This is a genomic window from Phormidium sp. CCY1219 (assembly GCF_035615515.1).
In the GTDB taxonomy this organism is placed as follows: domain Bacteria; phylum Cyanobacteriota; class Cyanobacteriia; order Cyanobacteriales; family Laspinemataceae; genus CCY1219.
In genome coordinates, this window is record NZ_JAJENT010000202.1 from 1 (window position 1) to 13,169 (window position 13,169).

Here is a 13,169-nt window from a genome sequence, read left to right on the forward strand (position 1 = left end):
CTTGCTTGTCAGTCCGGAAAGCAATCAGCCAATCAGACTATAGTTCTCTCAAACATTGCTTGATGAGTTAACTCAGCAAGGGTGCAAATTAGGCCATAAATTTAGTGGTCAGGTAAGCAGTAGAGGCCCGATTTATTTCGTATTTTAAGAGAATAAATTGCGTCTCTACAGAGATGAGTAAGGCTATGATTGATGGAGCCATGATTAATATCGGGTTGCGCCGCGTCGCCAAACTCAAACCAGTTTCTTCATGATTCCTTATAAACTGCTAGGAGCGTAATGATGGAAGAGGAATTTTTTAACTTAACACCCGAGTCAGACAGTTTTGAATTAACAGCAGGACTGCTTGGGAGTTTTCCCGAAGGACTGCGTGCTTTCCAGGGCAGCGATACGGTGGTCGGATCGGGAGACCCTGAGTTTTTCAATGGAAATCAAGACAGCGATACTCTATTTGGGGGTGATGGTGCAGACACCATTCATGGGGGTCGCAACGATGACTTTATCTATGGCAACCAAGGGAATGATTCCCTGTTGGGCGATCGCAGTAATGACGTTGTATTCGGCGGTCAAGGAAACGACATATTAATTGGTGGAAACGGCGACGATATTTTAGTCGGCGACAAAGGTCAAGACATTCTCATTGGCGGGGAAGGCACAGACGCCTTTGTGTTGCGAACCGATACAGCGGAACTCGATCCAGCCGCAGCAGACACTATTGTTGACTTCAATAGTAGCGAGGATGAGATCGGATTAACCGAAGGACTAAGCGAAGCTTCCTTAGCCCTAGAAGCCGTGGAAGAGGGAACGTTAATCCGGGTTCAGGGTTCAAACGCCATCTTGGGGCGAGTCAATAATGTCTCGCCAGAACAGCTCAGCGGTCGTTTTGTAGCCGCCGATGCTGCACTAGACGACAACCTTGGTTCCGCCAGCGACCTCGGCACCCTCAACGGAACTCTAACTCGTAGCGACTTCGTGGGAGATTCTGACCTCGAAGATTGGTATCGCTTCAGTATCGACAGAACCAGCGATTTCAGCTTGATTCTCGACGGTTTGAGCGCCGATGCTGATGTAGAACTGTTTCAAGATTCGGACGGCAATGGCGAAGTTGACTTTAACGAAGTTCTCAGTTCTTCCGAAGCCGCATCGACCAGCCCCGAAGCCATTAACCTTAATTTAGACCGCGGTACATATTCGCTCCGAGTCAAGCAGTACGAGGGAGATACAAATTATAACCTGACCGTTACAGCAACGCCGTTTGATGTCGCACCAGACCGTGCGGGAAATACCCTAAGCGAAGCACGGGATTTGGGATTGATTAGCGAAACCGAGGTGAATGATTTCGTCGGCAATCCCGACCCGGTAGATGTCTACCGCTTTAGCCTCGACACCAACAACAGTTTTGATTTTACCCTCGATCCTGACGATGCTGACGCTTCTCTAGAAGTGATTCAAGATTTCAACAACAATGGCGTCGTAGATAACGGCGAGGTGCTGAATGTCTCCAGCGCATCGGCGAACAATCCGGGGCAGAGTTTTGGCAGCTTATCCGCCGGGACTTATTATCTGCGAGTTTCCCAAGGGAGCGCAGATACGGATTATCAGTTAGATTTATTGGCGACACCGGGCAGCTTAGTAGAACGAGAAGTTTTACCCGCGATCGAAGGGAACGATACCATTCAGGAGAGTTTGTCCAACACCGATTTCCCCAACCCCGATCGGTTTAACACATTCGCTGATGATTACAAGTTAACGGATGTGGTTTCCGGTCAGGAAGTGCAGGTCAGTCTCAACTCCAATGAGTTCGATACCTACCTGCAAGTTGTTAATGCTTTCACCGGAGAGTCGATTGTCGAAAACGATGATATTGACGTTGCGAACGGCAACTATAACTCAGCCTTGAGCTTTACAGTGGAGGATGGGGTTGAATATATCGTTCGCGTGACCAGCTTTGAATCTCCCGGACTCGGAGACTATACTCTAACAACTGTCGCGCCAGAGACAGTCGTGGGTGAAATTAACCCCGGTCAATCCCTCAATGGTGATTTGAGCAACACTGATTTTGGCAACCCGTCCCGGACAGGAAGTTTCAGCGACGATTACCGCTTAACCGGAATCGCTCCCAATCAGCAAGTCCAAATCGACCTGAGTTCAACTGAGTTCGATGGTTATCTGCAACTGGTGGATGAGGAAACCGGAGAAGTGATTGGGGAAAACGATGACATCGAGTCCGGCAATCTGAATTCTCAACTCACATTTACGGTACAATCCGGGATCGATTACCTGGTAAGAGTTACCAGTTATAACGAAGACGCAGTGGGCAACTACAGCTTGAGCGCCAGTCTTCCCGCCAGCATCGATGGTGTAGCCACGATTGGGACTGATGAAAGCGTGGAAGGCTACTTAGATGAAACCGACCAAACCAACCCCTTGCGTGAGGGCACCTTTAAAGATGACTATCGGTTGACTGATGTCACCGCAGGAGAACAAATCCGCATCAACTTAGACTCCGATGCTTTGGATACCTACCTGCAACTGGTAAATGCGGCGACCGGCGAAGTCATTGCCGAAAACGATGATTTGGATCTGAGTAATCTAAATAATTTCAATAATTTGGTGGATGGATTGGGCAATTTGGTGGATGGATTGGGCAATTTGGTGGAGAACAATGATGCAAATGCCGATCTAAACTTCCTGAATTTAACGAACTCCGAGTTAATCTTTACGGTACAACCAGAAATTGATTACCTAGTTCGGGTCACGAGTTTTGCCGAGAATTCCACGGGAAGCTATAGTCTGAGCGCTACTCCCGAATCGACTCCCGATCCAGATCCCACCCCGGATCCAGAACCAGTCACCGACTTTTTCTCGGAAAATATTCGGGATGCTCAACTTCAGACACAAAGTCGCCAACTCGCCGCCGATGGTGTCTTAAGTCGCAATGATATGCTGGCGCTGTTGCGCGACGTACAGGATGAAAGGATTGTCGATCGCAACGAGTTGGAGGGCTTAAAGACACTGGTCAATAATAGCAGTCGGTTCCGGATGCCGGAGTATGTGAAATATCTCTCTAACCAGGCGATCGAAAATGCTACCGCTAATATTAACGCATCTTCGTTTGAGTCTCTGGTAGGCCGTTGGTTCTTAGGCACCGTACCCCCATCGGCAGCCTTTACTAGAAAGCGTAAAAACTTTGAGTTCCAGTACGCAGAAGTACAGGGCGACCTCATTGGTGCCGCTGGCGCAGATCCGATAAGCGCTCGCATTAGCCATATTGACCAAGGTCAATTTGGCAATTGCGCGTTCTTAGCGGCTGTGGGTGCAGTTTTCGGCTCGGTGTGGAGCGACAATGCGAACGACACATCTAGTTCGATTATCGACAACATGATTATTCCCAATGGTGATGGAACTTACACTGTCCGCTTCTACTCAACCCCGGGCAATGCAGAGTATGTCACCGTTGACAGTCGCGTGGTTACACAGGATAGCACTAAATTTTTCGGCGCGACAGCTGATGAAGAGTCGCGAGTCAGCAATCCTAATAATAATGCAATTTGGGTGCCGCTCGTCGAGCGAGCTTACGCTCAGTGGCGAGGAGAGGAGGTGAATCAGAATGGCTATAACGTTATTGGCAACGGGGACAACATCCGGGATCCGCTTCAGCGAGTTACGGGACGCGATGTAGAATCTTTCACCACAGAATCGGGTTACAGCAATTCTATCAGTTTCGAGCAAATCCAAAATGCTTTGAACAGTGGCGAATTTGTTACCGCAGGCTCAAAAAGTTCGGACGAGCCAGAACCAAAGAAGGAGCTGATTGTTTACGGTCATGCATACTCAGTGACCCATGCTTACATTAACCCATCGGGTGAGCAGCGTATTATCGTTCGCAATCCTTGGGGAGTTGATAGTTGGAACGAAATTACTTCTCCCGACGGAGTTCAAGATGGATTTATTGACCTGTCTTACAGCGAATTCGAGGAATTTTATAGTGGCGTAGCCATAACTTCTCGATAAAGGCCAAATCGCTCCATTGCACCCACCGTAGGGACGCGGCATTACCGTGTCCTTACACTATCCAATCCCCTATTACGCTTTGAAGATTGGGGTAGCCGATGGGATCCGACGGGGCGGGAGACTTCCCCGGGGGAGAGTCAGAGGTGAAGGCTAATTCCCCGGTATTCCGCTCGATATTTAGAGGATTCTCCCGCAAGAATACCTACAGGAGAGATGAAGGAAGCGCTTGATTCTCTTCTCTGGGTTTGCGTTAGATGGTTCCTCCCGCCCCCAGCGGAATTCAGATATTGTTTATCCCGGAAGAATCGAGAAATGAACCATATCTGCCCCTTTATAAACATTATGACCCATCTGAACTAAAAAAGCAACCCCCAACCTCCAGACCGAGGAAACCGCCCCAACCTCCCGGAGGGAGAGGACTGGTGGCTTTCTGGCTCCCACCCATAGGCTCCCCCAACCCGGGAATTTCTCCCGGTGTGAATTGACCTTTTGTCCGTCGCGCGCTGTAGAAGTCGGCAAATTGTATGAACTATATGAACAATATAAACTAAAAAGTGGCAAAAATTTTTGACCTTTATGAATTGACAGGAGAGAGTAGGTGGAATACATTAAGCTTTAGTATTTAAAAAAAACCGCCAGTTGAAGCACAGAAACATCAGGGAGGAGATATGGGTTGGCCAAGGTTCTGCGAATGTAATATTCCAGTCCGGGTCTTTGGGCTACCGTTTAGATTTAATTCTTCACTGGCCACAAGGGAGAATCAGAAAGGAAGTGCTTACCACTTGGAGGGCATTGCGCTTTACATAAATGAGGGGTGCGCTACCAATCACTGGGAGGAGCTGTTGCCAATCGTCGTACCATTATAAACCGGTGCTGTCGATTTTTCCCAAAAAATCCGATGGCTAAAAAATATGCCACTATACTACCCCCAAATGCAATGATCGACCAATTACTCGACCAGCGTTACCAAATTCTACAAGTTCTGGGAGCGGGAGGCTTTGGGCGAACCTACATTGCCCAAGACCTGAAGCAACCGAGCCACCCCAAGTGCGTGGTCAAACAGCTCAAGCCACTGGGCATTGAAGACCCCACCTTGTCCGACGCCTCTCGAGAAGACCGCTGGACCATCGCCCGGGATTTTTTCCGCAAAGAGGCAGAAGCCTTAGAAACCCTAGGCAAGCACGAGCGGATTCCGCAGCTTTTAGCGTATTTTGAAGAGAACCAAGAATTCTACTTAGTGCAAGAGTTCATTGACGGACATCCGCTGAGTTCCGAACTGGTTAAAGGTCAGGGTTGGCCGGAAAGCAATGTTATCGAAATGCTGGGACAAATTTTAGAGGTTCTGGATTTCGTACATAGCAACAATGCCATTCATCGGGATATCAAACCCGACAACATCATTCGGCGTCAGCATGACAATGCCTTGGTGCTGGTGGATTTTGGTGCGGTGAAGCAAGTGCGGGGGCAAATGGTCAGCGAGTCGGGCGCAATTAGCTTTACCGTTTCCGTAGGCACCCAGGGCTATCGGCCAATGGAACAGGCGGTCGGTCGGCCTCGACTCAACAGTGACCTTTATGCGTTGGGAATGATCGGCATTCAAGCCCTGACGGGACTCAATGCCCTAGAGTTAGAAACAGAACATCGGGATCCCTACAGTGAAGAAATTAACTGGCAGCACCTTGCCCCAGAAGTCAGTCCCGGACTCAAGGACTTTATCACCCGGATGGTTCGTCAAAACTGGCGCGAGCGCTACCAGAGTGCCAAAGACGCGCTGAGTTCCCTCAAATCTGACTCCGAGTATCAGCCCACGATCGCTGCCCCGGTATCGGCTTCCCCAACTTCGACAACGTCGGCATTCACCCCGGCATCGGCATCGGCATCGGCACCGGCATCGGCACCGGCATCGACCCCGGCATCGACCCCGGCCTCATCCTCTGCATCATCTGCGGCATCATCCGCGCCCGTCGCCGGATTGCCTCAAGCATCCCTCAACCGGAAGATAATGTTAGGGGCTGCCGGGGTGGTTGCCTTCGCGGTGTTAGGACTCGGCGCTTGGTTGATTGAGGGTTCGCTTTCCCGACAGGGTAACGGGCAGGGCATGACAAACCCATCCGCAAGCCAAGGCAACCTGGGAATGTCCACACAACGCATCAGTTCGGGAGAAGCAATTTTGCTTCCCGCCGAGGTTGAAAACAATCAAAAATTTACTCAATTAAAACAAGAAGGCGTGCAGGCGATGGCAGCCCAAAACTATTGGCAAGCTACCGCTAAATTTGAAGCAGCCCTCGAGCAAAGTCGGAATGCACCCGAAACCCGCATTTATTTGAATAATGCCAAGATTGGCAATAATCCCGCTTATACCCTAGCCGCCTCGGTGCCCACGAACAGTCCCGATCGCGCCAAGGAGATGTTGCGGGGATTTGCCCAAGCGCAAGATGAAGTAAACAAGCAAGGCGGGATTAATGGCGTACCGCTCAAACTGGTTATCGTTAACGACCAAGACGATCCAGACAACATCGAAAACCTTGCCCGAGAATTGGCCGCCAACAGCGAAATTCTCGGGGTGATGGGTCACAATCGCACTGAGGTGAGTAAGAGAGCTGGAGCGATTTACCGAGATGCGAATCTGGTTCTGGTGACTCCCATCAGCGTGATGGACGAATTGACCGATGGGAGCAATCCGTACCTATTTCGCACAAACCGGATCGACACTCGCAAGGGCGCGCAAGCCTTGGCCGATCGCGTAGTGCAGACTGGGGGACTCCAGAATGTCGTAATTTTTAACAACCCCAAATTGGAATTTATCCGCGACTTGACCGACTCATTTGCCAAAGAGTTGGGCACCCGGGGGCAAATCCTGGAGACATTCGACCTATCTTCAGCGAATTTCAATCCGGAACGCAGCCTGCGAACTGCCAGAGAGCGAGGTGCAGAGGCAATCGTGCTTTTCCCGAGTATCAAGACCCTCCCCCAAATTTGGAAAATTTTGCGGCTGATCGATGAATACCCAAACGAGTTTGGTAACTTCAAAGTTTTGGGAGACATTGCCACCTTATATCGATATGAAACATTAAACGAAGGTCGAGAAGCAGCAGTGGACATGGTGCTAGCCGTTGCGTGGCGCTACAGCCCGTCCGATCCGTTCTCGCAGCGCGCTGACCAGCTTTGGGGGGCGAGCGTCAATTGGGTAACGGCGATGTCCTACGATGCGGCTCAATCCTTGGTTGAAGCGATCCAACGCAACGGTCCGACTCGCGAGGGCATTCAAACTGCACTGGCGGCTTCTGACTTTTCCACCACTGGCGCTTCCGGGACAATCCAGTTTATCGCCGGAGACGTGCCATCGGATTTCGCCCTGGTCAAAGTCCAGAAAATGCCTTCTATACAAGCCAGTCGCTCTAAAACCGGCTACGACTTTGTGCCCACAGAGTGAGCGATCGAGGCAGCCCAAACTCCCAACCTTCCGCTCCATACAACTGCAACTCGGTAGGAAGTTTATGACCAGCCTAGTATTGCGCTCTAAAAACTGCGGTCTGTTTTTTAGCGGACAAGGAATCTCCTTAGTCGGCACTTGGATGGCTAAAGTTGCAGCGGCTTGGTTGGTCTATCAGATTGGGGGTTCGGCGCTAGAACTCGGTTTGGCTGGCTTCAGCACCCAAATTCCCAGTCTATTTATCTCCCCGGTGGCGGGTGTATTAATAGACCAATGGAATCGCCAGCAGGTTTTACTGGCAACCCAAACTCTGGCGGCGCTGTTGTCACTGGTGTTAGCGTTTATGACCCTCACGGAACGGATCGAGATGACGTCATTTCTGACATTGAGCTTGTTTCAAGGCTGTGTCAATGCCTTTGACGTACCGGCGCGGCAGGTGTGGATTGCCGAGATGGTAGATAGCAAAAGGGAGATAGGGGAAGCGATCGCCCTGAATTCACTCACCATCAGTTCGGCGCGGTTGCTCGGGCCGAGCTTAGCGGCGATCGCCATTGGTACCCTCGGAACTGGTTTTTGCTTTCTAATTGACGCAGTGACCTATCTACCCCTCATTGCCATCCTGCTGACGATGAAAACTGTTTCCCAAAAAGCGCTGAGGTCGGTATCCAGCCGCCCCTGGCAACAATTAAAACAAGGATTTACCTATGCGGCTAGCTTTTCTCCCGTGGCCTCGATTATCCTGCTGCTAGCTTTAGTCAGCTTGATGGCGATGCCCTATAGTTATCTCGTCCCCATTTTCGCCAAAGAGGCTCTCGCCGGAGGATCGGATACCCTGGGAGTTCTGATGGCCTTTGCCGGATTGGGTTCTTTAAGCGGCAGTTGCTATTTAATGTCGCGAAAATCCGTCATTGGCTTAGAAACGATTATGACTTGGGCAACGGCTCTCACGGGGATGAGCTTGCTTTGCTTCTCTAGATCGGAAAATCTCTATGTTTCCTCCGTAGCTCTCTATTGTACCGGACTGTGTTTGGTCCTCCAAGTCGCGGCCAGCAATACCCTATTACAAGCGCTGGTTCCGGACGAAAAGCGAGGCCGAATTATGAGCTTGTTTGCGCTCGCTTATCTGGGGATGGTGCCATTAGGCAGCTTACTGGCAGGAGCAGTTGCCGATTGGATTGGAGCCGCGACCACCTTAACGATTAACGGCGGAATTTGTATGTTAGCCGCTGCCCTATTCCGATCGCAGATTTTGCCCTTAAAGCGATCGCTTGCCCAAACCACAAACCCCTAGCTAGAGAAAAACGCCATGTCACCCAAAACCGACAAACCGATTCAGGATCTACAAAACATTCATCAATTTATTGCCGATCGAGGGCAACAAGACCCGAACTTTGCTGCCGTAGCGCGAAAACTCGGCAGCTTGACCCACAAACTCAAAAGTGGAAAGCTGCTATTTCAAATCGTCAGTCAGTCTTCGCCCCTGGCTTATGCGGTAGCCAAATTGACGGGTCAAAGTCCTACCCTGCCGGCTTTATATCAATTTCAAACTGCCAGCCTACCCGAGGAATATCAGCAAACCGAAATTCCCATCCACCAGGGTGGCTACCAGCGGACGGAATTAGCCGTTCCCGAACCGGTCATCCTTCAATTTACTGATTCCCGCCGCCAAGAGCCAATTAGTCATCCCCTCCCCAACCAGGGTAAATTGCGGATTGGACGTCGCCCGGACTGTCAGATTCAGATTCCCAATGAATACAGCTTTGCATCCGGGCATCATGCCGAAATTATTCCCATCGCCAATTCCGAGCAGGGAAATGCTTCAAAAACCTGGCAAATCTGCGATACCAGTAGTAATGGCACCTACATCAACGGCGAACGCATCCAAGGATGCTATACGTTGCAGCCGGACGATCGGATCGTGCTGGGGTATCCAGAACCGACCGATCGCAGTCCCGAATTAATTTTTAAGTTTGACTATAACGTGGCGGCGAATCAGTCACACCCTCATGCTGCGGCCCGGAACCCACTGTCAGACCCAAACGAGCGACTTTATGAAGACCTGATTGAGTGCGATATTCTCTGTGTGGTTATTAACCCCACGATGCCCCTTTCTAACCCCGAAAAACAGCTAATTGAGCGAGCCGCTCGAGGGCAACTTTTTAAAACGATCGCGATCGTGGATGTGTCGGCGAGCGATCGCGCGCCAGAAACCGTGAGCGCTCATATTGATGCCTTGAAGCAATGGCTCAAATCCCAGAATCTGCAAGCTGCTGTTGCTCTCCCTTTGATTCCCCTGCATCCTTTCTATCCCAATCCTCAACCCACCAGCGAACTGGATCCAAACGTGCAGCAAGAGTGCGATCGCTTTCTCCAGTTTCTAGAACAATCGGCCATCGAGCGACGCGAATCGTTTCTGATTCAGCGGGTTGCCGGAAAAGTCAAGGAACAACTGGGCATTCTGGAACGGGCTTATGCAGACAAAGAAGCGCATTTGAAAAACCACAAGAACCAGTCAGTCCCCTTACCTCCAGGGGTCGAGCTTGATGAGTTGGATCGGCAAATCCGAAAAGCTTTCAAGCAAGTGGCAGACGACAAAGAAAGGTCATTTCGACAAATTCGGCTGGATCTCAATCAATCAAAAGCCGCATTAATCGATGCTTTTAGTAAAGAAAGTTTGCTGTATAAAATCAAACAGTTTACCGACGACCTGCAGCCGGTTGTCACCAAAGAGAAAGATCGGGTATCGCTCCAGTTAGATTCTCCACAACTGAGGCAAGAGAATACTATCCATACGTATATAAACCGTCTTTGTTACGGAGAGATGAGTCAGTGGGCAAAAGATGAATGGGAGCGCGTTTATAGCACCTATGCAGAAGGCGGTTTGCAGGGAGTTTTTCAGCGCACCCATGCAGGGTTTGATTTTATTCCCGGTCTCGACTTGCCCAGTTCATCTTTTACAGCCAACTCGGATTTTGATGTTTACCAATGCTTGCAATATTCTTTTGTGGAATTTGACAATCAGGTTTCTTATCAAGACAAAGCTTCTGGCAACAATTTGATGTTATTGGGTTCGGCGGCGATCGGTGCTGTCGGTTTGGCAATGGGGTATCCAATCCTTCTGATGAGCGCGGGGATGGGGGTACTCGGAAAACAAGTCGCCCAGAAACACAGCGAAACTTCAAAAATCGAGCAAATTACCGATAACTTACGCAAAGGCTTATGCCATCATTATCAATCTTTAGCTAGAAGTATTGCCGATAAGTTATCCCAGCAAATTCATTTGCAAATCGAAGCGGAAGAACGACACTTCAAGACATTGATAGAATCCACAAGCGACAAAATAGGTCTTCATATGTCGGAAATGAAAAAATCTGTGGACAACAGCCACAAAAGTCAGAAAAATTTGCAAGAAGAAAAACGCCAATTTATGGATCTTAGACAAAAAATTAATTGGTAATATTGTATCAAATTTAACCTTGATTATTGAATCGATGTGCTACCATGAAAATGGATTTCATGCATTCCGCGAATTAATCGCCGCCAGTGACTAAAGGGAGGCGTAATCCAGGGGATAAGAGCGGGATATTCAACCAATGGTTTACCGTAAGAAAAGCCGGGGAGCCAAAAAAAATACCTCAAACAAAAACATGTTTATCCCGCTAAAGTAAGCTATAATAAAAATGGGAAAGGGGAGTATGAAACAACAATAAAATCTGAAATCGCGATCGTGGTCGCTCCTTTGATGTCGATCCTGCTTCTTGGGATAATCATGGCAATGGATTCGCTGACGATCGGGTAGTTAATCCTCGCGATTTACGGGGATTTTCCAATTTACGTTTGACGAGCGATACTCCTTATGAAACTCGCAACGAGACTCAGGAAAATTCTACCGATGAAGACCTTTCGGCATCAAGAGGCGATCGCGAACACATCCACTCATTTCCCCAAACTGGGTGGTTCGCTCTTGTGGAGAGCGATCGGGGACATATATCAATCGCCAACCCAGGGTTAGATCGTTCAAACATAAATTCGGAGGAAAACTCATGACCAAAATTGCTTACTCTGCCTATGACGACAGCAATGGTGACGGCAAAATAGATTATGCCTATGGTCGTTATGATACCGATGGTGATGGGTATTATGAGACGGTAGCTGAAGCCTTTGATGATGATAAGGATGGAAATTTTGATTATTCTTATGTCAGCTCCGATACCGATGGGGACGGGCACCACGATGAGGTAGTTGAATACTTCGATGACAATAGTGATGGTTACGCCGATAGGGCACGGTATCGTACCGATGAGAATGGCGATGGTTCTTTCGATTATGAATACACCGCTTCCGTGGACGATGCGGGTAACATCAGTACCTCTGAAACGTCTTATCTTGCGTAAGATGCTACTCATTCACAGTTGAAGAGATAAATCTCCTTCAATTTGGAAATTAGGCATTGTAGCCAAACCAGCCAAAGCTGAGGAGTTTTGCCTCGGCGATTTTTCAACTCCAAAAAATCTGTAGGACAAAATTATGGTTTACAGCAGCAGCAACGAATATTACCAAGATACGAATGGCGACGGGCAAATTGACTATGCCTATGGGAGTTACGATACCGATGGCGATGGTTATGCTGACACCACAGTGGAAGTATGGGACACCGATGGTGATGGATACGCGGATGTTAGCACGGCTTACGCCGACACCAATGGCGATGGTTATGCTGATGTGGGGTATGGTGCGGTGGATTATGACGGCGATGGTTCTGCTGATTATGAAGTAACCGCTTCCCAAGATGAGTATGGCAATATCAGCACCTCTGAAACCTATTACAGCGCCTAAAATTCTGCCAATTAAACACTGAAGACTAACCCCTGATAGAACTCGATTAGGATGGTTATTCCAGCAACATTAGGCAGTGATGGATCGCCGATTTCTCACGGGTACAAATCGGCGATCGCTCCTCTGTCACTCGGATATCAACTTGGGTTATCTTCGATTAACTTGTTTGCAGTATTATTCGGTCTGTTTTTGGCGATAATTTACCCATATCACTAGACAAATTGCCTGTTTTTTTCTAAATGATGACTTCCAATTACTCCAAGTTTACAGTGTTGACTCGCATTTTGGTCGCTACCGCCACAGTTACTACCTTAGTTGGACTGTTTCCAGAACCGATTCGCTCCACCCCTAGCAAAACCATTGAGGAAACGCGAGCGGCAAAAATAGCAGGCGAATATTCTGCTCATATCATGCCATCACCCAAACAAAGCAACCGAAGAAATGGATCTGGAACGCCCAATAACTTCGGCAATTTGCAAGAATTTATGCGGGCAGCACCTTTTTTTCTCCAAGGGAACGCCATGCTGCAAAATAAAGATTATCAAGGAGCCATAGAACAGTACAATCGAGCAATTAGCAACTACTCCGAGTATGCTGAGGCATATGCTCAACGGGGAGTAGCACGCAATCAAATCGGCGATCGCTCAGGGGCGATTGAAGATTTACAGCAAGCCGTGAATCTATTTGACGCCCAAGGCGAATATGCAGCTTCCGAGAAAGCTCAGGAAATGCTTGAGGAACTGCAACAGTAAACAGAATGAGAATGGGGAGAGCGATCGCGCTTGCAAACTCCAGAGGTGCGATCGCGCTGACCAAACCCAGAACTGCGATCGCTCCCCAATCCTCCCATAATTTTCTCTACCTAACACAATACCATGTTTCGATA

8 protein-coding genes are annotated in these 13,169 nt (G+C 49.0%); 7 read left to right on the plus strand and 1 reads right to left on the minus strand.

Annotated elements, in window-relative coordinates; genetic code table 11:
• Positions 1 to 279 precede the first annotated feature (279 nt).
• From LKK83_RS01325 to LKK83_RS01340, 4 genes are all read left to right on the plus strand, one after another.
• On the plus strand, positions 280 to 4,014 hold the full coding sequence (locus LKK83_RS01325) for a C2 family cysteine protease (RefSeq protein ID WP_324628945.1): 3,735 nt from the start codon (positions 280 to 282) through the stop codon (positions 4,012 to 4,014).
• Positions 4,015 to 4,951: 937 nt separating this feature from the next.
• Complete coding sequence (locus LKK83_RS01330) at positions 4,952 to 7,447, plus strand: bifunctional serine/threonine-protein kinase/ABC transporter substrate-binding protein (protein ID WP_324628947.1); 2,496 nt, start codon at positions 4,952 to 4,954, stop codon at positions 7,445 to 7,447.
• A gap of 64 nt (positions 7,448 to 7,511) precedes the next feature.
• Positions 7,512 to 8,738, plus strand: coding sequence for an MFS transporter (locus tag LKK83_RS01335; protein ID WP_324628948.1), 1,227 nt, complete (start codon positions 7,512 to 7,514; stop codon positions 8,736 to 8,738).
• Between the two features lie 15 nt (positions 8,739 to 8,753).
• Positions 8,754 to 10,904: an FHA domain-containing protein gene (locus tag LKK83_RS01340; RefSeq protein ID WP_324628949.1), complete on the plus strand. Its 2,151-nt coding sequence runs from the start codon at positions 8,754 to 8,756 to the stop codon at positions 10,902 to 10,904.
• Positions 10,905 to 11,333: 429 nt separating this feature from the next.
• Here LKK83_RS01340 and LKK83_RS01345 read toward each other — a convergent pair whose 3' ends face one another.
• On the minus strand, positions 11,334 to 11,492 hold the full coding sequence (locus tag LKK83_RS01345) for a hypothetical protein (protein WP_324628951.1): 159 nt from the start codon (positions 11,490 to 11,492) through the stop codon (positions 11,334 to 11,336).
• Here LKK83_RS01345 and LKK83_RS01350 point away from each other — a divergent pair.
• The 3 genes from LKK83_RS01350 (at position 11,491) to LKK83_RS01360 (ending at position 13,035) form a co-directional block, all read left to right on the plus strand.
• Positions 11,491 to 11,841 carry a hypothetical protein gene (locus tag LKK83_RS01350; protein WP_324628952.1) on the plus strand — a complete coding sequence of 117 codons (351 nt, stop codon included), beginning with the start codon at positions 11,491 to 11,493 and terminating at the stop codon, positions 11,839 to 11,841. The genes LKK83_RS01345 and LKK83_RS01350 overlap by 2 nt on opposite strands.
• A gap of 133 nt (positions 11,842 to 11,974) precedes the next feature.
• Positions 11,975 to 12,283, plus strand: coding sequence for a hypothetical protein (locus tag LKK83_RS01355; RefSeq protein WP_324628953.1), 309 nt, complete (start codon positions 11,975 to 11,977; stop codon positions 12,281 to 12,283).
• Positions 12,284 to 12,555: 272 nt separating this feature from the next.
• Positions 12,556 to 13,035, plus strand: coding sequence for a tetratricopeptide repeat protein (locus LKK83_RS01360; RefSeq protein WP_324628954.1), 480 nt, complete (start codon positions 12,556 to 12,558; stop codon positions 13,033 to 13,035).
• Positions 13,036 to 13,169: the final 134 nt, after the last annotated feature.